Raw genomic sequence first — 19,633 nt, 5'->3', positions numbered from 1 at the left:
TGTCACTATCTATCATATCTTTTTTTACTGATTTTATCAAGGCCAACAAGTCATTCTGATTTTTAAAAGCAAAACTCCCAGAATAGACTGGGAGTTAGCTAATTACTATTTTATTAATGCATATTTCAACTATCGTCCCTTTTTCGGGTGCAGAATTGATCTTCATCTGATAGTTTTCTCCAAAATGAAGTTTGAGTCGTTGGTCGACATTTTGAAGACCAACTCCCCCACGTTTGAGCTGACTTTGACTGCTATCGCCAGGATTTTGAAAACCAACACCATCATCCTCAATGCGGATGACAAGCCCTGTATCCTTTTTCTGGACGGAAACTTTAATATGTCCCTGTCCATCTTTCTCCTTGATGCCATGGTAAAGAGCATTTTCTACAAGAGGTTGCAACACCAGTTTAGGCAAGACTAAATTATCAAAGGCAGGATCTTCAGCAATTTCATACTCCAGCTTATCCCCATAACGTTGTTTTTGGATAAAGAGGTACTGGCGCACATGATTGATTTCATCAGACAGGCAAATCAAGTCCTTTCCTTGATTGAGCGCCAAGCGGAAATAGGTTGCCAAGGACTTAGTCACCTGAACCACTCGCTGACTATCCTGAAATTCAGCCATCCAGATGATAGTGTCCAAAGTATTATAGAGAAAATGCGGATTGATCTGACTTGACAAGGCTTGAAGTTCATACTGCCTGGTCGTTTCTTCCTGTCTGCGAATAGCTACCATCAGCTGATCAATCTGATCCAACATGGCATTAAACTGCCGAGTCACTTCTCTCAGTTCATAGGCGCCAGCTTCCTTAGCACGCAGATTTTGTGTACCAGAAGCAATTTTCAGCATGGTTTCTCTCAAATCCTTCAAAGGGGCAATCCAGCGTTTGAGGCTGAACCACACCAAACAGAGACAGGCAAGAAGAGATAAGGCACTAGCAGCAAACAAGGTCCACATGAGTTGACTCCGAACCTGGTCTAACTTCTCCAGTGAAGACACGCCTATAACCGTCCAATCAGTTCCTGCAATCTTTTCCTGACTCACATAGGATTGGTGGTCCAGCGTATAGCCCTGCCCCGTCTCGATGTAGGGTTTCATAGCCTCCATTTCGCTAGATGAACTATAAACTGTGTGTTGAGGATGGTAGACAAATTCATGATTTTCATTGATGATAAAGGCAAAACCCTGCTGACCTAACTGAAGTTGATTTAGATAGGCTTCCAGAGTTTCATAGGAAATATCCAAACGAAGCACACCAAGATTTGCTCCCTTTGCATCAACAAGTTCCTGAGTGACAGAAATAACCCACTGACTATCCGATTTACGAGCTGGGGTCAAAACTGGCTTAGCTCCCTGATGAATGGCCTTTTGGTACCAATCCTCAGCCATCATATCTGAGGAAGTTTTCATCTGCACACTGTCATCAGTGGAAATGACCTGACCAGACTTGGTTACCAAAACCACCGTTTTCAAGTCCTGGTCAGCCTTTAAGATGGTCAAAAACAGATCTCTGATTCCCTTGGCTTGGACTTGGTTAGGATTCTCAGCATAGGCCAACACATCCTTCTGCTGGGTCAAACTGGTAGAGGTGGTTTCTAATTTCTTGATATAAGACTGAATAAAGTGGCTAGTTTGGCTAATGGTCGTTTGGCTATTGCCCTCGATAGTAGCCTCAATAGCTGATGAACTCGATTGATAATAGAAAGTCCCAACCAGAGCTAGGAGAATGAGAAAGACCAGAAAGATGGAAATAACCATTCTGACTAAGAGAGAAGAACGCTTCATCGGTCTTCTCCCTTCTTAAACTGACGAGGTGTCACACCTGCAATCTGTTTAAAACGTTGGGTAAAATAGTTCATATCTTCAAAACCAACCTTTTCGGCTATCTCATAAATCTTTAAATCCGTGGTCAGAAGCAAGAGCTTGGCTTGTTTGACACGCTCTCTCACCAGGTAATCCTGAAAAGGCAGCCCCAACTCTTTCTTAATCAAGGAACTCAAATAAGTCGGACTAAAGCCCAAGTCACTGGCCAAAGACTTCAAACTAAACTGACTATCAGCCAGATGAGACTGGATCTTCTGAGCAATATTTCCCTCAAACTTATCAGTCAATAAATCTTGTAACTGCTCTTCCTTTTCTTCCTTGTCTAGTTTTTGCTTGATTTTCCCCAACATTTCCTCAATATCCTGACGAGAAAAGGGCTTGAGCAGGTAGTCATCTACACCGAGTTTAACAGCAGACAAGGCATAATCAAAATCATCGTAACCCGTTAAAAATACCAAATGCACTTGTGGATAGGTTTCTCGTACCAGACTGGCCAACTGGATGCCATTTAGCTGAGGCATGTTGATATCGGTTAAAATGATATCTGGCACCTGCTTTTGAATTAAGTCCCAAGCCTGCCTTCCATTTTCAGCCTGACCGATGATTTCCATATCGTAGGCCGCTACATTGACCAGCTTGGTCAAGCCTTGCCTTACCAGATACTCATCTTCTACGATTAAGATTGTGTAGGTCATGCTCTGCTCCTTTGTCACTTACTAGTATCAGTATAGCAAAATTCTCCTCTAACTGCTTAGGAAAGACTTCTTAATCGACATAATCTAGTAAATAGGCATAGCCTTTTTCTTCCATTTGGTCTTTGGGAATAAATCGGATAGAAAGACTATTGATACAGTAGCGCAAGCCCCCCTTGTCCTCTGGTCCATCCGTAAAGACATGGCCAAGGTGAGAATCTCCAACTCGGCTCCGCACTTCCATGCGCGTCATATTGTAGGACTTATCTTCCTTGTAGGTAGCAACATCTGGGCTGATGGGTTGGGTGAAACTAGGCCATCCACAACCAGACTCAAACTTGTCCTTTGATGAAAAGAGAGGTTCGCCAGTTGCCACATCCACATAGATACCAGATTCAAATTTATCCCAGTAGCGGTTTGAAAAAGCTCGTTCTGTTTGATTTTTCTGGGTAACTGCATACTCCTCAGGTGACAAGGTCTTCTTCAATTCCTCATCACTTGGTTTAGGATATTTGCTGGCATCAATGACGGGATAGGTAGCCTGATTGACATTGATATGACAGTAGCCATTTGGATTTTTCTTGAGGTAGTCTTGGTGATAGTCCTCAGCCACCACAAAATTCTTCAAGTTTTCCTTTTCAACTGCCAGAGGTTGATCGTATTTCTTAGCCACCTCATCAAAGACTTGGTTGATTACTTCCAAATCCTTGTCATCTGTGTAATAGACACCAGTACGATACTGGGTCCCCACATCATTTCCTTGTTTATTTTTGCTGGTTGGATTGATAATGCGGAAGTAATGAAGCAGGATTTCTTTAAGAGAAATTTGATTAGCATCATAGGTGACATGGACGGTTTCCGCATGACCTGTTTGGTTAATCAATTCGTACTTGGTTGTTTCCCCTCTACCATTTGCATAGCCTGAAACGGCATCTGTCACTCCAGGCACGCGTGAGAAGTATTCCTCCACTCCCCAGAAACATCCCCCAGCTAAATAAATTTCGTGCAAGTCTGCGTCTTTACTCACTTCTGTTTTTTTCACTGTTTTTCCTCCTTGGCTAACTGATGCTTTCTCAATTTGCGAGCTATCTGTCTGCCCTGCATTTCGCATCAATAGAAAATAGAAACCGGTTATGGCTAGGAGAATGACCCCTGCCAAGACAAACAATTTTACTTTATCATTCATAGCCTTTCTCTACCCCATTTCCTTTAATGTTTTTAAAATCATATCCTTATCCATAAAACCTGGTTGCGTTTTGACCAGCTTGCCTTCCTTGTCTATAAAGGCTTGAGTAGGGTAAGAACGAACACCATAACTTTCCAAAAGTTTGCCTGACGGATCAATTAAAACCGGTAAATTTTTATAATCTAATCCCTTGTACCAGTTCTTAAAGTCTGCTTCCGCTTGTTCTCCCTTGTGACCAGGAGACACCACTGTCAAGACCACGTAGTCATCACCTGCATCCTTAGCAATTTCATCCGTATCTGGAAGACTAGCTAAACAGATAGAACACCAAGAAGCCCAGAATTTAAGATAGACTTTCTTGCCTTTGTAGTCAGATAAACGATAGGTCTTACCATCTACTCCTGTTAGTTCAAAATCAGCGACTGCCTGACCTTTAGTCGCCGTTTGCGCACCGACTTGTTCTGTTTTGGTTTGCTCCTTCATAGTAGCTTCGTCTGACATATTTTTAGCCGAACAGGCTGCCAAGCAACAGATGGAGCCTACTCCAAGGAGACATGTTTGCCATTTTTTCATTTCTTTTTCCTCTCTATTCAAATAATCTTGTCAAAATAGAAGCATTTCCAAAAAGCACCAAGATTCCCATCACGATAATGAGGAAACCACCCACTTTTTTGAGGGTTCCGAGGTAGGGATGCAGTTTTCGGAAATGTTTTAAAACATAACTGGAAGCAAGAGCTAGAACCAAAAATGGTAGCGCCAATCCCAGCGTGTAAACCAACATGAGACCAGCTCCCTGCCAAGCACCTGAGCCACCTGAAGCCGCTAAGGCCAAAACAGACCCCAGAACCGGCCCTACACATGGCGTCCAAGCAAAACTAAAGGTCAACCCCAGTAAAAATGCCTGACTATAGCCGTTAGCGTTTTGACCCTGTCTCTTTAATTGTAGCCTTTTTTCCTTGTAGAGCCCCTGCAAATGTAAAACTTCCATCTGGTGTAAGCCCAAAAGAATGATAACCGCACCCGTCACATACTGAAACCAGGAAGCATACAGCAAATTGCCTAAAAAACCAGCTCCATAGCCCAGTAAGATAAAGATAAAAGAAATCCCCGCTATAAAGGCCAAAGTTCGCACTAAACTAACAAGTGAGATTGAAAATTTTCCGCTAGAAGTCTGAGCATCATTCTTATCATCCAACAAGACCCCTGCATAGACTGGCAACAAGGGTAAAATACAAGGAGAAAAGAAGGAAAGAATTCCAGCAAGAAAAACACTGATAAAAAAGATTACATTGTCCATTGCCTTCCTCCATTCTTTGATTTGATAGGTCTATTATAGCTCCAAAACTCCAGAAAAAACAGGGACAATGATAGGGAAAAATAGGAATTTAATCAGTTTATTCAGAAATCTGGCACAAAAAAAGCCAGACAAGATCTGACTTTGATAGAAATAGAAAAGAAATCACCTGTCTTCCCTACTTATCTGGTAATAAATAAGGTCCGCAACGTAGTCTTTTCTATCCACACCATTGGCAATAGTTTTTAGATAGGACATTCCAGCCTTCTCCATCACACGGCCTGAAGCTGGGTTAAGACTGGCGTAACGAGCTCTGACCTTTTGAAAACCTGCTTGAGTAAAACAAAAGTCTAAGACAGCTTTCAAGGCCTCCGTCATCATACCACGACCCCAATAGTTTTTTCCTAAAATATAGCCAATTTCACAACTTGAATCTTTCTCATTCATCTCAACGATGCTGATATCGCCTATCACTTGCTCAGGGTTTTCTTTGAGACAAATGGCCCATTTATAGTAGTTGGGATTGACATAAGAAGCAACCCAATTTCGAATCGAGTTCCGAGTCACTTCAACATCAGGATGGGGATCCCAGGTGACATAGGTCAGATTCTCAGGAGACGAAGCCCAATTTTGAAACATGGCTTCCGCATCACTCTCCACAAATCTTCTCAAGATTAAACGTTCAGTCTGTAACATTTGCGTACCGATTGCTTTCATAATGTTACCTCGCTTTCTAAGCTTAAGGCTCAAGCTAAAAAGGTCCTCTGGACATTCCTCGTTTTCCCATTTCTAGACTCGGGATAAAAAGGTTCCCCGGACCTTCTTCGCTTTCTCATTTCTAGGCTCAGGGTAAAAACCTCCACTGGAGGTTTTTACTCCCAAAAGTCATCAAAAATTGTGATTGGTAAGTGGCGTTTGTGTTGGCCTTTGTGCCACCAGTTTTCAATAGTCGCTTGGGCTTCTGGACTGATGGTTTTGCCTTCAAGGTAGTCATCAATTTCATTGTAAGTGACTCCCAAGGCTACTTCGTCTGCAAGTCCAGGTTTGTCTTCTTCCAAATCTGCTGTTGGGATCTTTTCATAAAGGGCTGGGTCTGCACCAAGTTCCTTCAAGAGTTGTTTCCCTTGGCGTTTATTGAGGCGGTAAAGAGGGAGAATATCTGCACCACCGTCACCAAACTTTGTAAAAAAGCCTGTGATATTTTCCGCAGCATGGTCTGTTCCAATGACGGCTCCGCTATGGGCACCCGCAAGGGCATATTGGGCAATCATACGACTACGAGCCTTAATATTGCCCTTGTTGAAGTCTGAAACAGGACTTCCTGTCGCTTCAACTGCTGCTGTCATAGCATCAGCTGATTCCTTGATATTTACAACTAGACTGACATCTGGCTGGATGAAAGCAAGAGCTTTTTGAGCATCTGCCTCATCTGCTTGCACGCCATATGGCAGGCGGACAGCAATAAATTGGTAGCTGTCATCTCCTGTCTCTGCTCGCATTTCTTCCATAGCTAATTGCGCCAAGCGCCCTGCCAAGGTTGAGTCTTGTCCTCCAGAAATCCCTAGTACAAAGGTTTTAAGGAAGGGGTGTTTTTTTAAGTATCTTTTTAAGAAGTCAATCGAACGACGAATTTCTTCCTGGGCATCAATCACTGGTTTGACGCCCAGTTGCTGGATAATGGTCTCTTGCAAACTCATTCTTCTTCTCCTTCACCAAGGGCTTCTTTGCGCATCTTATCAATCAAGTCCATCTTATCTTGCCAAATATCACGGGCCAAATCTACTGGGTAATGTTGCGGATTGAGCACGCGCTTGTATTCATCCCATAGCTTGTCAAATTCCTTACGGGCATAATCCTGAATCTCAGTCAAACTAGGCAGGTTGTAGACTAATGTTCCTTCTTTGAAAATATCCACCAAGAGAGGAACGGCATCAAAATTACGAACGGTCTTTTTGATGTAGGTATAAGTCGGATGGAACATCTTGATTTCTGTCATGTCACTCACATCCACACCATCATAAGTAATGTAGTCCCCTTCTGACTTGCCTTTTTCACGGCTGGTAATGCGCCATACCTGCTTCTTACCTGGGGTCGATACTTTTTCAGCATTACTTGAAAGCTTGATGGTATTGCGCATCTTACCAGTTTCATCTTCGATAGCCACAATCTTATAAACCGCTCCAAGGGCTGGCTGGTCATAGGCTGTAATCAGCTTGGTACCCACCCCCCAAACGTCAATCTTAGCGTGTTGCATTTTGAGGTTAAGGATGGTATTTTCATCGAGGTCATTGGAAGCGTAAATTTTGGCATCTGGATATCCAGCCTCATCTAACTGTTGGCGAACTTTCTTGGAAATGTAGGCAATATCCCCAGAGTCGATACGAACGCCTTTAAAATTGATCTTATCACCCAACTCACGCGCTACCTGAATGGCAGCTGGCACACCGATACGCAACGTATCATAAGTATCTACTAGAAAGACACAGTCACGATGGGTTGAAGCATAGGCCTTGAAGGCTTCATAGTCGTTTCCATAAACCTGTACCAAGGCATGGGCATGAGTCCCCAAGACTGGAATACCAAAGAGCTTCCCGGCACGCACATTGCTGGTTCCATTAGCGCCACCAATCACAGCTGCGCGTGTTCCCCAGATAGCCGCATCCATTTCTTGCGCACGACGTGTCCCGAATTCCATCAAAGGCTCATCTTCAATGACTGAACGAATACGTGCTGCCTTGGTCGCTATCAAGGTTTGAAAGTTAACGATGTTTAAGAGAGCCGTTTCGACCAATTGACATTGGGCAAGAGGGCCTTCAACCTGTACAATCGGTTCATTGGCAAAGACCAAGTCCCCTTCCTGAGCAGAACGAACCGTTAGTTCTAACTTGAGATTTCGTAGGTAATCCAAGAATTCTCCACGATAGCCAAGCGACTCCAAGTAGGCAATATCGCTATCTGAAAAGCGTAAGTCTTCAAGATAATGTACAATTCTTTCCAAGCCAGCAAAAACCGCATAGCCGTTATTAAACGGTTGCTGGCGGAAGTAAACCTCAAAAACCGCCTTCTTATTGTGAATTCCTTGGTCAAAGTAAACTTGCATCATGTTAATCTGGTACAAGTCCGTGTGCAATGTCAAACTATCATCTGGATACATCTGTTTTCCTTCTTCCTACTTTACAAGGGTATGAAAGTATCCTACCACTTTCACACCGTCCGATAAATTAGTACTATTATAACACATTTTACCAAGATTGATAAAAAGCTAACAAGCTATTCTCCACTCTCCAGTTCATCCATATCTCGCTCAAACTTTTTTTGAGCCCATTCGCCATAACTTTTAAGCCCAAGATTGCCGATAAAAACCCAAGGAAGGTAAATCAGATAAGTAATAACCCAAGCAGACAAATATTTAAGGTTCAGAGGATTGTGCTGATAAATTTCGATATTGAATTGATAATTCTGCAACATCAAAAGAGTCGTAATAGCGAGAGTTACCAGCAAACACCCTCCAATCGTAAAATGAAAACGACTATAGTAGTTCACACCCAAATCTCGAGCACGGCCGAAAAAGTAAGAAGTTCCAATAATGATAATGATGAGAATCATTATCGGATTAAAAAGACTTGGTGCTAATACTGTAATCATATAAGATAAAAGCAAGAAAGCTATAGAGATATAGAAACTTTCAGCCCCCGCTTTATTCATCAGTTGTTCTTCTCTTTCGTCTAGTAATTGATAATAAAAAAATCTATTTTTCATCTTCTTCCTCCCAAAATAGTTGGTCTAAAGTTTTGCCTAAACATCTGCAAATGGACTGGCAGAGGGAGAGACTGGGATTGTATTTCCCAGCTTCAATCAAGCCTATAGTCTGCCTAGTAACACCTACATCTTCTGCCAATTCCCCTTGTGTTAAATCACGCTCTACCCGAGCTAATTTTAATTTTAAATTTTTAGCCACTAGAGTCCTCCTTCACATTTTTAAAAAAGTTGCGCTTCTTTTAAAAACATTATACCATATATCTAACTTAATGCAATATATAAATGTCATTTTGTAAGATTTTATTAACAAAAAACTCTCTATCATCTTACATGATAAAGAGTATTCGTTCTTTTTTGATACTTAGCTAAGTTCCTCTCCAAAAGAAAGAAGTCTAGGTCACAAATCTTTTTGATAATAGTATCTTTGCCCTGTGTAGGGATAGTCTTGCAAGGTAAAGACTTCCTTGTAGCCATGACTTAGATAAAAATCTGGCGCTTGAAACTGGTAAGTATTCACAAAAGCAAAACGACAGTTTCGATTCTTGGCTTCATTTTCAGCTCGCTGCAATAGTTTTGAACCAATTCCTTGTCCCCTCAATTCCTCTCTCACAAACAAATATTCGATTTCCAACCAATTTCCGAAAGTCTCTGCTACTAAGCCTGCCATGAGATTGCCCTTTTCGTCTTCGACATAAAGGTTCAGTGGCTCGCTTTCAGCCTCTTCTCTTTTAGAACGATTATAAGCACGAATCAAGTCCCCTATTTCCTGCGCTTTATGAGATTCCTTATTTTCCAATCTAACGTGCATCCAAACCTCCTAATAAACTGCTACAGCTTGATTATAGTCTTATTTCGATGGACTGTCAAACTAGAAAAAACTCACCAAGCAGAGTTGATGAGTCCATGAGTTATTTTCTAAATTTCCACTGGCTATAAATCCCAAAAACAAGGATCCAGATGGCAGAACCAACTGCCCCCATAAAGGTAGACTCTTGCAAAAAGAGAGTCGCAAAAACAAAGACGAAAAAGAGAATGGTTAGGGGATTAAGCAAGCGATACTGAGGCATGAGGTAGCCATCAGCCATGAAGTCTTGTGACTTGCGGTATTTGAGATGGGCCACCATAATCAAGATATAAATCGCGATGTAAACACCTGATGAAGATGCTGTAATCAAAGCAAAGGCATCTGAAACACCTGGTAGCACGTTGATAAAGGCAGCCAGAGCAATCAAGATCGCTGAGGCAATGATGGCATTTTGTGGAACATTGTGGCGAGAAAGGGTATCGACCTTAATGGCCTTTAAGAAACGATTTGGCGAATCATGGGCAATCTGATATAAGTGTCTCCCTGTTGAGTAGAGAGTTGAGTTAAGCGCAGACGCTGCTGAGGTCAAGACAACAAAGTTGATTAGAGCCGCTGCCCACTTGATCCCTGCCAGTTCAAAGACCGTTACAAATGGAGAATCTGAAGAATTAAGATAAGACCAAGGAATAATGGCCATAATCGCAATGAGAGCTCCCCCATAGAAGAAGATAATTCTGAGAGGAATTTCCTTAACAGCTTTGGGCAAGACCTGACGAGGGTTCTTTGTTTCAGAAGTTGTCACCCCGATAAACTCAATCATCAGATAGGCAAAAAATACCATTTGAAAGGCCATGACAAAGTTCATAACTCCGTTTGGAAAAAGAGAGAACTGGTCGCTGATATTTGCCAAACTTGCAACACCATGCGGTGTCTTAAAGCCTGTCAAAACCATAAAGACCCCAGTGGCAATCATGGCTAAAATCGCCACAATCTTGACCATAGCAAACCAAAACTCGACTTCTCCAAAGAGCTTAACCGCAATCAGATTGACCAAAGCCAAAATCGTTAAAAAGACAAGCTGAATCAGCCAGCTAGGCCAGGTAGGGAACCAGAAGCGGACATAGTCTGAGATGGCAGTGATTTCTGCCATACCGATAAAGACAACTGACAGCCAATAAGACCAAACTGAGAAATATCCCCAGCCTTTCCCCAAATGACGGGTGATAAAGTTGATAAAGGTATGTTGTTCTGGATCCTGATACAGCATCTCCCCAACAGCCCTCATCATCAAAAACATAAAGGCACCTGTAATCATGTAAATCAGAATGATAGAAGGTCCTGTAAGGCTGATAGAGCGACCAGCACCTAGGAAAAGTCCAGTTCCGATTGTTCCCGCAATGGCCATCACCTGAACATGGCGATTGGTTAAACCACGCTCCATTTTGTTTTTCTTCTTATTTTCACTCATATAGTCTCCTTTTTATCCAAAAAACCAAAAAGGAGTTGAGCAAGGCAAAACCTTCACTACTCCTTTTTCATCCTATTTAGGCTGTTTTTTCAACCTTTAAGATTTTGACATCATAGCTACCAACTGGTGTTTCAATCGTTGCAGTATCACCAGTCTTCTTGCCAATCAAAGCACGGCCAATCGGACTTTCATTTGAGACTTTACCAGCAAAAGCATCTGCACCTGCAGAACCGACGATGATGTAGACCTCTTCTTCGTCTTCACCGACTTCTTGGATTGTTACTGTTTTACCGATTGCTACCTCATCTTGGGCAACTGCATCGCTATTAACAATTTCAGCATAGCGAATTTTTGTTTCTAGACTTGAAATTTGACCTTCAACAAAAGCTTGTTCATCTTTCGCTGCTTCATACTCACTATTTTCTGAAAGGTCTCCATAGGAACGAGCAATCTTGATACGCTCTACGACTTCAGGACGACGGACGAGTTTCAACTCCTCTAATTCTTTTTCTAGTTTTTCCTTTTCTTCAAGGGTCATTGGGTAAGTTTTTTCTGCCATTTTTTTAACTTTCTTTTCTATTTACTTTTTTAAAACAAAATTATGTGGAAAACCACATAATTTTAGTTTGAACTACTTGCTTGAGGTAACTTGCTATTGATATGCTCTGCAACGTTTTGATCATGTTCTTCTTTTGTTGTTGCAAAGTATACTTTACCGTCTTCAACATTGGCTACAAAGTACAAGTACTCACTCTTTGTCTGGTTTACACTTGCTTCAATCGCATCCGAACTTGGGCTATCAACCGGTCCAGGCATGAGGCCAAGGTGTGTGTAAACATTGTATGGTGAATCAATCGTTGTATCAATTCCAGCGTCATCTGCTAAACTAATCTTTTGACCAAGTTTTCCTTGAGCATATAGGATAGCGATATTACTTTGAAGTGGCATACCGGCATTCAAGCGGTTATAGAAGACACCTGCGATTTTCTTGCGGTCTTCGGTCTTAGCTCCTTCTTTTTCGACAAGAGAAGCAATGCTGAGCAATTCATTAACTGTCAGATTCTTTTCTTTGATCGTAGCGTAATATGGTGACATAGCCTTATCCATAGCAGCCACCATCTCATCAATCAAACTTTCAACAGTTGTACTGTCTTTGATTGTATAGGTCGCTGGGAAAAGGTAGCCTTCAAGACGATAACGAACGCCACTGTCTTTTGTTGGAAGACTTCCAAGTAGGTTTGGATACTTGGCTACTAATTGTGAGATAAAGGTCTCATCTTGAGCTTTTGCCAAGAAAGCATCCGCAGTAAGAGGTTCTTTAAATTCACCTTGAAGTTGTCCTACTGTTTGAGCGATTTGCTCTAATGTATAGCCTTCTGGAATGGTCAAGTTTGAAAGAACAGGTGCCTGAGCTTCAGGAGTCCCACCTTTTTGCAATTCTTGAATCAACTCATCCGTACTCATACTCTTCTTCAAGTTATAATAACCTGACTTCAAGTTGGCATGGCTATAGTATTTAGCATAAAGACTAAAGATAAGTCCATGTTTAACCAGACCAGATTTTTCCAAGGTGCTTCCAATTTCTTGAACATTTGCACCGTCTGGGATTTGAACCGTTACGTAATCCTTAGAGCTCGCATCCACAGGTTTCAAAGAATCTTGCACATAACCATAACCAAAATAACCACCAACTGCAACGAGTACTAGGAGAACTAGAACTGTTACTAGGCAACCTTTAGCTTTTGATTTTTTCTTTTTCTTAGTTGATGTTGCACCTTGACGACGACTACGACGTGGAGCATCAGCTAATCCACTGCTAGATTCTGTAGAAACAGGCTCTACTCTTTCAGGCATTCCTGGAGTGATTTCCTCTTTCTTGTCTTCTGTTTTATAGGTTACGGCTACCTTAGTCGGAGTATCGTTAAATTCTTTTTCTTCGGGTTTAAGCTCAACTGGTTCTACCTTAGGTTGAACAGGTTCCACTACAGGTTCTTCAGCCAGATGAATCGGCTCTACTAGAGGTTCGTCAGATTCTACAACTTCAATCTTATCAATGATTGGCTGTCTAATCTCTTCCTCTTCTTGGTCATCCGTTTCATCAGTTCTATCACTTGAAAGTGGAGGAACACTTGGTGCATTTTTTAGGATTTTATCGACAACAGATAGGGAATCAGCCATCAACTCTTCTGTTGATGTTTCTGTTTCACGATTTGAAGGAGTTGCTGAACTAGCTTGAGATGATGAAGCCGTCAGATTTGGAATCTCTACTTCTTTCTCTCTTCTATCTTGTTCTTTTACTCTTTCTAAATCACGTAGAATCTGCTCTTTAAAGCTTAATTTTTCTTCTTCTCTTGATTTTTCAGTCAAAAGCATTACCTCCTTGTTGACAATCCATAATATTATATCTTAAAAGTCGCAGAAAAGCAACCAACTAGGGCATTCCCTAGCTAGTTTTATTGATTTTCAGGCTGCCAGACCATATCATACCATGTTTCCCCAGCAAAGCTTGACTGAGATATTCCTTCATTAACAAAGCCGTGCTTTTCGTAATAGGCGATAAGGTAATCATGACACGTCAGATTAATACCCTCTCGTTCATGTTCTAAAGCGACCTCTTTCAGAGCCTTTAATAGTCTTTTCCCCACTCCCAAAGCTTGTGCTTCCTTGGCAATCGATAGGCAAGTCACAGAAATATAACCTCCAGGTTGATGGCTATAGTCTTTTATTTCTTCTGTAAAGGACTGATCATGTAGATGGCGGTGTGGGACGACTGGACCTTCGATATAACCAAGAATATGCCCCTCTTTTTCAGCGACGAGAAAGCTGGTCTGAATTTCCCGCAGATGGGCCTCAAAGACCGAACGAGGAATGGCTTCCTCCAGTGAAAAATTCTCAAGCTCTATCTCTATAATCCGATCTAAATCCGAAAATCTTGCTTGTCTGATTTTCATATTTCCTCCTGATAAAAGGGATTTCCCCAAATCAGATACCATTCAGAGCCACTGCCATAATGACTCTCGGTCACTTCTTCTTCAACAAAGCCATTCATTTCAAAATATGATAGTAGTTCATCAGGACTCTGCAAAAGAATACCTTGATAATCTAGTTCGACTGTCACCTGTTTCAAGGCTGCAAGAAGAAGAGTTCCCAGCCCCTGTCCCCAATGGTCAGGATGAATAGTCAAGGATTTTACTTCTATCCATTTGGGATGAATAGACTGAGCTTCTCCCAAAACATAGCCCACGAGCTGATTTTCATCCCCAGCTACAAGAAAGGTACCCGCAGTCTTGCGGATACTCTCTTCTAAAGATTGGCGGCTAAGTGACTCTTCTGATGAAGGATTGGCTTCTTCAATCGCCAACATTTCTTCTAAATCTGATAAGGTAGCTTGCCTTATAGTGATTGGAATTTCCATCTGTTTTCCTTATTGGACGTTGCTTGTCAAGTTAGACAAAAGACGTTCAAATGAATATTCATAGGTTTGGATGTCCCCAGCACCCATAAAGACGTAAACAGCATTGTCATGGTCTAGGAGTGGAGAAACATTTTCAACAGTGATAACCTGGTGTTTCTTGTTGATTTTATTGGCTAAGTCTTCTACTTTGACATCACCATGGTCCACCTCACGAGCTGATCCATAGATTTGCGCTAGGTAGACGGCGTCTGCTTGATTCAATGCATGGGCAAATTCGTCCAACAAGGCAATGGTTCTTGTAAAGGTATGCGGTTGGAAGATTGCCACGATTTCCTTGCTTGGATATTTCTGACGAGCTGCATCCAAGGTTGCAATGATTTCTGTTGGATGGTGAGCAAAGTCATCAATGATCACTGTATCATTGACAATTTTTTCAGTGAAACGACGCTTAACACCTGCAAAAGTTTTCAAGTGTTCACGGACCAAGTTCAAGTCAAATCCAGCTGTGTAAAGCAATCCGATAACAGCTGTCGCATTCATGATATTGTGACGACCAAAGGTTGGAATGTGGAATTGACCCAATTCTTGACCACGGAAGTGAACGGTGAATGTTGATCCAGTCGTAGAACGAAGGAGATCACTAGCTACAAAGTCATTGTCCTCAGCTTCAAATCCATAGTAATAGATTGGCGCATTGGCTGTGATCTTACGCAACTCAGCATCCTCACCGTAAACAAACAAACCTTTGGTAATTTGTTTGGCATAGTCGTTAAAGGCATTGAAAACATCCTCTAGACTTGTAAAGTAGTCTGGATGGTCAAAGTCAATGTTGGTGATGATAGAGTATTCTGGGTGGTAAGGCATGAAATGGCGCTCATATTCGTCTGATTCAAAGACAAAATATTTGGCATTGGCTGAACCACGACCTGTCCCGTCACCAATCAAGAAGCTGGTGTCTATGATGTGAGACAAGACGTGTGACAGCATACCTGTTGTTGAAGTTTTTCCATGAGCTCCTGCTACTCCCATGCTGACAAAGTCGCGCATAAAGCTACCTAGGAATTCATGGTAACGTTTGTAGCTGATACCATTTTGATCTGCATAGGCGATTTCAATGTTGTTATCTGGACGGAAGGCATTCCCCGCGATAATCTCCACATCACCTTGTAGGTTCTTTTCATCAAAAGGAAGAATCGCAATCCCTGCCTGCTCTAGTCCACGTTGAGTAAAGTAGTATTTTTCAACGTCTGAACCTTGAACCTTGTGTCCCATTTGGTGCAACATCAAGGCTAGGGCACTCATCCCTGATCCCTTGATTCCAATAAAATGATATGTTTTTGACATGCTTTTCCCCCCTACTCAGTAATTCTTGTCAGATTCAACTCTTGGGCAACCTGACGTTCCTGTTCTGTTTGCTTATTCTTTTTATTATAGATTTGACTCTTCTTTAGAAAATCGTAGTTGTTCTTTTTAGCTTTTTCCGTTTGGTTTTTCGGAGTTGGACTCGCCACTTGGCCAACATCCTCAGCTAAGATATAGTGAGACTGGCTCAAGTTTTTACTAAATTTGGCAAACTCACCTGGATTTTCCTTTTGAAATGGTGCTGTTGGTTGGTTTCCTTGACGAACAAGTGTTGAACCATTGTGTCGTCTAGTATGACTAACATCCTGAGTCAAATACTTGGCTGAACGTTTCTTCTTCAAGTCCGCACGCGCCTCTTCTCGAGCCAATTCAGCATAGGTTTTTTCAACTTTTTTAGGTTCTGGGCTTGGCTTTGACTCCTTATTAACCACTGGAGAAACTACAGTTTCTTCCTCATTGATAGGAGACCATTCCAAATAGTTTTTATCGCGGTAATCACCTTTGATATTGCTAATAAAGTCTGACTCATCGTACAAGTCCATGACTGGCATTTTGGTCAGCATGATCTCATCATCTGACACCAATGGAAATCGATCTTGTTTCATTTTGTATTTCCTTTCAACACTTCATTATAGCGTATTGTCTTGATTTTTCAAGTGCTGGCTTCAGAAATTCCCAAAATTTCACGAATTTCTGCCAGACTGAGACTCGCACGCGACTCCGTACCATCTAAAACTTGGGAAACCAAATGTTTCTTTTGTTCTTGAAGTTCTTGAATTTTTTCTTCAATGGTTCCTTTCGTAATCAAGCGATAAACCTCTACCTTCTGCTCCTGTCCCATACGATGGGCACGTCCGATAGCTTGGGCTTCAACCGCAGGATTCCACCAAAGGTCAACCAAAATAACCGTATCAGCTCCCGTTAGATTGAGACCAACACCACCCGCCTTAAGGGAGATGAGAAAGGCATCTCTCTCCCCTTGGTTAAAGGCCTTGGTCATCTCCTGTCTGTCATGAGCAGGAGTTGAACCTGTGATTTTGAAGGAGGTCAAGCCCAAGTCTGGGAGTTCTTTCTCGATTTTTTCCAACATTCCTTTGAACTGGGAGAAAATCAAGACCCGATGTCCACCATCAGCCACTTGTAGCAATAAATCTCGAAGACTATCCAATTTACCACTAGCTCCTTGGTAATCGTCCATGAAGAGAGCTGGCGTATCGCAGATCTGGCGCAATCGCATGAGTCCAGATAAGATTTCTACCCGACTTCTCTGGAATTCTTGATCGGTCACTTGCGCTAGGCGGTCTCGCATCTGTTGCAACTGGGCTAGATAGATAGCCTTCTGTTGGTCTTCCAGTTCATTTTTATAGACGACTTCGATCAGATCAGGCAGTTCTGTAAGAACTTCTTCTTTCTTACGCCTCATGACGAAAGGCTTGATAAACTGCGCGACTCGGTCAGCCGGTAATTTCATAAACTCCTTTTTACTTGGTAAGAGCCCCGGTAGCACAATTTGGAAGATAGACCACAACTCTCCTAAATGATTTTCGATGGGCGTACCCGACAAAGCAAAGACTGCTGGCACCACAAACTGGCGCAAACTCTGAGCAATCTTAGTCTGGGCATTTTTCATGACCTGGGCCTCATCTAAGAAGAGAAAATCAAAAGCCATCTCTTGATAAAGCTCGCTGTCTTGACGAAAGGTTGCATAGCTAGTCACATAGATTTGGTGATTTTCAGAAAGAATCGCTTCTCGATTCGCTTTCAAACCATGAACGACAGCCAAATCCAACTGTGGGGCAAATTTCCTGAATTCATCTGCCCAATTGTAGATCAAACCTGACGGCGCTAAAATCAAGACTCGACTATCTTCTGTCACCTGACTAGTCAAAAAAGCGATGGTTTGCAGTGTTTTTCCCAGTCCCATATCATCTGCCAGGATGCCACCAAAGCCATAGTGATGAAGCATCTGGAGCCAACGGACACCCTTTTCCTGATAGTCTCTCAAACTCGCCTGAACCTGTATATCTCCCAAAGGAAAATCCTCTGGATGAGTCAAATCATGAGCTAAGTGCTGAAATTCCTCTGAGAAGGAAATCCTGTCTCGACCTTCAAAAAGCTGAGAAAGGCTATAAGCTAGAGATTTTCGAGCTTGAAAAGAACCATCTTTTAGCTCAACTCCCAGTTCCTGCAAATTTTGACGAATCTGCTTGGTTTCCTCATCAAAAAAGTACACTTGGTCAGAACAACTGATATAGAAATCCTGATTGCTGGTCAGGGCTTTAAGAGCTTGATCAATCTCTTCTTGGGCAATCCCTTGGAAATCAAACTGAATCTCCAACAGTCCTCCCTTGGACTCAATCTGAACCTGAGGAGCTTGGGCACTGTATAGCTGATTCATTTCATCAGACAAGAAAACCTGACCCAATTTCTCAAAAGCTGGAATCGTATGGTGAAAGAAAGAATAAACTGCCTCTGGCTTCAAAGCCTGTCTCCAAGACTGAAAATCAGCCTCAAAACCAGCTCCTAAACAGACTTGAAATAGCTGGTTTTCCAAGACGGCATCGCTTGAAAATGGTAATTGTTCCAGCTGTTGCTGACTAGTCACCTTAAGATCTCCATAATCAAACTCGATATCCAAACGAATGCGACCGTCATCCTCCCTATCAAAGTAAAAGATTGGTGAAAAGGATCTGATTTGCAAGCGCTCAGGAGCAGAAACTGTGCCCAGCTGTCCAAACAAAGGCAAACAGGCTGCCAAGCGGTCACGATCACTGTTATCAAATTGGAGGCATTTCCTCCCTCTTTCCTCCTGAGGGAGCTCCTTGAGTTCCTTTAGTAGGCTGATTTGTTTAGGGTTTAATAGATAAAGATTCCCCTTATGAAAGAGAACCGCTCCCCCATAAAATACGTTGACTCGCTCACTTTCAGAAATCTCCATCTCAAAATAATCAGGATACTCCTGCACGGAAAAAGAGAACAGTTCTGCATCTGGATCTAAATCATGAAAGAGAAGATTTTCATAACTAGTAATCTGATGTTCGAAATGAAAATCCTCCAAATTCATCAGCAACTCCACTCCCTGTTCAAAAAAGGTCAGAGGGAAAAAGAGGTGACGACCTTGATTGGGGAAAAAGAGGTCTTGACTCAGTCCCTCCTCAATCAAGCCACATAAAAAAGTAAGAACTTCTTGACTAGCTGTATCAAAAGCATCCCAAGACAAGTCATTTTCATAGTGTTTCCCAATCATATATGATTTTCGAAGGACTAAGACCTTCAAAAAGAGAGGGATGTCACGAATGACATAATATTTTTGACTATCAACTAAACCGATTCGGAGAGTCCAAAGGAGACGATTGGTTCCAGCTTCTACCTGGCCTTGAGCCGACAAAGTGTAGATTTTCTCTCTCTTCTGAGGTTGAATACGCTCCAAAAAACTACCACCAAAACTAACCTTGGTTTCGACCTCTTCTTGCTCTTCATGTCCTTTTTCTAAGGCTTGTAAAATCACCTGGCCTTCTTCATCGTTCTTCAGATAATGCTCAAGCGCTGCGAGGTGAAGACAGTAACCTCTTTTTTGGAAAAAATCACAAGCACAAAAAACCAGATCATCCTCTAAACTGTAGCGCAAGTCTTCTCCCGCCACACGAGTATAGAGGCGATTTCCTTTTTCCTTGATAATCTCAATGTTGCCTGTCTCATAGAGAGTAACACCCTCCATGCGCAACTTTCCTGGAATCAATTTAGCCATAGTTACCCCTTTATCTTATCTTTTCATTATACCACATTTTCCCCTATGAAAATAGCCTTCTAGGAAGACTTTTCTCCTA

The 19,633-nt window shown here is 42.0% G+C and carries 19 protein-coding genes; all 19 read right to left on the bottom strand.

What is annotated here, in order from left to right; translation table 11 throughout:
* Nucleotides 1-94 precede the first annotated feature (94 nt).
* Nucleotides 95-1,786, bottom strand: a complete 1,692-nt coding sequence (locus O3655_RS07875; protein WP_308697190.1) for a sensor histidine kinase — start codon at nucleotides 1,784-1,786, stop codon at nucleotides 95-97.
* Entirely contained in the window at nucleotides 1,783-2,520 is a 738-nt protein-coding gene (locus tag O3655_RS07870; RefSeq protein ID WP_044020495.1) for a response regulator transcription factor, read from the bottom strand. The genes O3655_RS07875 and O3655_RS07870 overlap by 4 nt, the downstream gene beginning before the upstream one ends.
* 70 nt (nucleotides 2,521-2,590) lie before the next feature.
* A complete protein-coding gene (gene msrB, locus O3655_RS07865) occupies nucleotides 2,591-3,703 on the bottom strand; it encodes a peptide-methionine (R)-S-oxide reductase MsrB (RefSeq protein ID WP_308697189.1) in 1,113 nt (370 codons plus the stop codon).
* 9 nt (nucleotides 3,704-3,712) lie between these two features.
* Nucleotides 3,713-4,276: a redoxin family protein gene (locus tag O3655_RS07860; protein ID WP_042902077.1), complete on the bottom strand. Its 564-nt coding sequence runs from the start codon at nucleotides 4,274-4,276 to the stop codon at nucleotides 3,713-3,715.
* A gap of 13 nt (nucleotides 4,277-4,289) precedes the next feature.
* On the bottom strand, nucleotides 4,290-5,000 hold the full coding sequence (ccdA2, locus tag O3655_RS07855) for a thiol-disulfide oxidoreductase-associated membrane protein CcdA2 (RefSeq protein WP_042902076.1): 711 nt from the start codon (nucleotides 4,998-5,000) through the stop codon (nucleotides 4,290-4,292).
* 162 nt (nucleotides 5,001-5,162) lie between these two features.
* Nucleotides 5,163-5,714 (bottom strand): GNAT family N-acetyltransferase, encoded by a 552-nt coding sequence (locus O3655_RS07850; RefSeq protein ID WP_308697188.1) that lies wholly within the window; start codon nucleotides 5,712-5,714, stop codon nucleotides 5,163-5,165.
* Nucleotides 5,715-5,869: 155 nt separating this feature from the next.
* Nucleotides 5,870-6,694: an ammonia-dependent NAD(+) synthetase gene (gene nadE / locus O3655_RS07845; RefSeq protein WP_308697187.1), complete on the bottom strand. Its 825-nt coding sequence runs from the start codon at nucleotides 6,692-6,694 to the stop codon at nucleotides 5,870-5,872.
* On the bottom strand, nucleotides 6,691-8,151 hold the full coding sequence (locus O3655_RS07840; RefSeq protein ID WP_308697186.1) for a nicotinate phosphoribosyltransferase: 1,461 nt from the start codon (nucleotides 8,149-8,151) through the stop codon (nucleotides 6,691-6,693). Before O3655_RS07840 ends, nadE begins: the two co-directional genes overlap by 4 nt.
* A gap of 116 nt (nucleotides 8,152-8,267) precedes the next feature.
* Nucleotides 8,268-8,756: a DUF6773 family protein gene (locus tag O3655_RS07835; protein ID WP_308697185.1), complete on the bottom strand. Its 489-nt coding sequence runs from the start codon at nucleotides 8,754-8,756 to the stop codon at nucleotides 8,268-8,270.
* Nucleotides 8,746-8,955, bottom strand: coding sequence for a helix-turn-helix transcriptional regulator (locus O3655_RS07830; protein WP_001107504.1), 210 nt, complete (start codon nucleotides 8,953-8,955; stop codon nucleotides 8,746-8,748). The genes O3655_RS07835 and O3655_RS07830 overlap by 11 nt, the downstream gene beginning before the upstream one ends.
* Before the next feature lie 198 nt (nucleotides 8,956-9,153).
* Nucleotides 9,154-9,564 (bottom strand): GNAT family N-acetyltransferase, encoded by a 411-nt coding sequence (locus O3655_RS07825; protein ID WP_000558473.1) that lies wholly within the window; start codon nucleotides 9,562-9,564, stop codon nucleotides 9,154-9,156.
* A 100-nt stretch (nucleotides 9,565-9,664) separates the two neighbouring features.
* Complete coding sequence (locus tag O3655_RS07820) at nucleotides 9,665-11,029, bottom strand: amino acid permease (RefSeq protein WP_308697184.1); 1,365 nt, start codon at nucleotides 11,027-11,029, stop codon at nucleotides 9,665-9,667.
* 76 nt (nucleotides 11,030-11,105) lie between these two features.
* Nucleotides 11,106-11,588, bottom strand: a complete 483-nt coding sequence (greA, locus tag O3655_RS07815; protein WP_000818765.1) for a transcription elongation factor GreA — start codon at nucleotides 11,586-11,588, stop codon at nucleotides 11,106-11,108.
* 62 nt (nucleotides 11,589-11,650) lie between these two features.
* Complete coding sequence (gene mltG / locus O3655_RS07810; RefSeq protein WP_080976156.1) at nucleotides 11,651-13,402, bottom strand: endolytic transglycosylase MltG; 1,752 nt, start codon at nucleotides 13,400-13,402, stop codon at nucleotides 11,651-11,653.
* Nucleotides 13,403-13,482: 80 nt separating this feature from the next.
* Entirely contained in the window at nucleotides 13,483-13,980 is a 498-nt protein-coding gene (locus O3655_RS07805) for a GNAT family N-acetyltransferase (protein ID WP_308697183.1), read from the bottom strand.
* Nucleotides 13,977-14,444 carry a GNAT family N-acetyltransferase gene (locus O3655_RS07800; protein ID WP_042902070.1) on the bottom strand — a complete coding sequence of 156 codons (468 nt, stop codon included), beginning with the start codon at nucleotides 14,442-14,444 and terminating at the stop codon, nucleotides 13,977-13,979. Before O3655_RS07800 ends, O3655_RS07805 begins: the two co-directional genes overlap by 4 nt.
* 9 nt (nucleotides 14,445-14,453) lie before the next feature.
* Nucleotides 14,454-15,788: a UDP-N-acetylmuramate--L-alanine ligase gene (murC, locus tag O3655_RS07795; RefSeq protein ID WP_308697182.1), complete on the bottom strand. Its 1,335-nt coding sequence runs from the start codon at nucleotides 15,786-15,788 to the stop codon at nucleotides 14,454-14,456.
* Between the two features lie 11 nt (nucleotides 15,789-15,799).
* The gene (locus tag O3655_RS07790) at nucleotides 15,800-16,411 is read right to left on the bottom strand and encodes a hypothetical protein (RefSeq protein ID WP_042902068.1); all 612 of its coding nucleotides are present in this window, start codon (nucleotides 16,409-16,411) and stop codon (nucleotides 15,800-15,802) included.
* Nucleotides 16,412-16,458: 47 nt separating this feature from the next.
* Entirely contained in the window at nucleotides 16,459-19,554 is a 3,096-nt protein-coding gene (locus O3655_RS07785; RefSeq protein WP_308697181.1) for a DEAD/DEAH box helicase, read from the bottom strand.
* Nucleotides 19,555-19,633 lie beyond the last annotated feature (79 nt).

The sequence above is a fragment of the Streptococcus sp. 27098_8_70 genome (assembly GCF_041432215.1).
Classification (GTDB): Bacteria; Bacillota; Bacilli; order Lactobacillales; family Streptococcaceae; genus Streptococcus; species Streptococcus oralis_CP.
The sequence above is the reverse complement of the archived record's forward strand: the minus strand, read 5'-3'. Positions and strand labels throughout refer to the sequence as shown.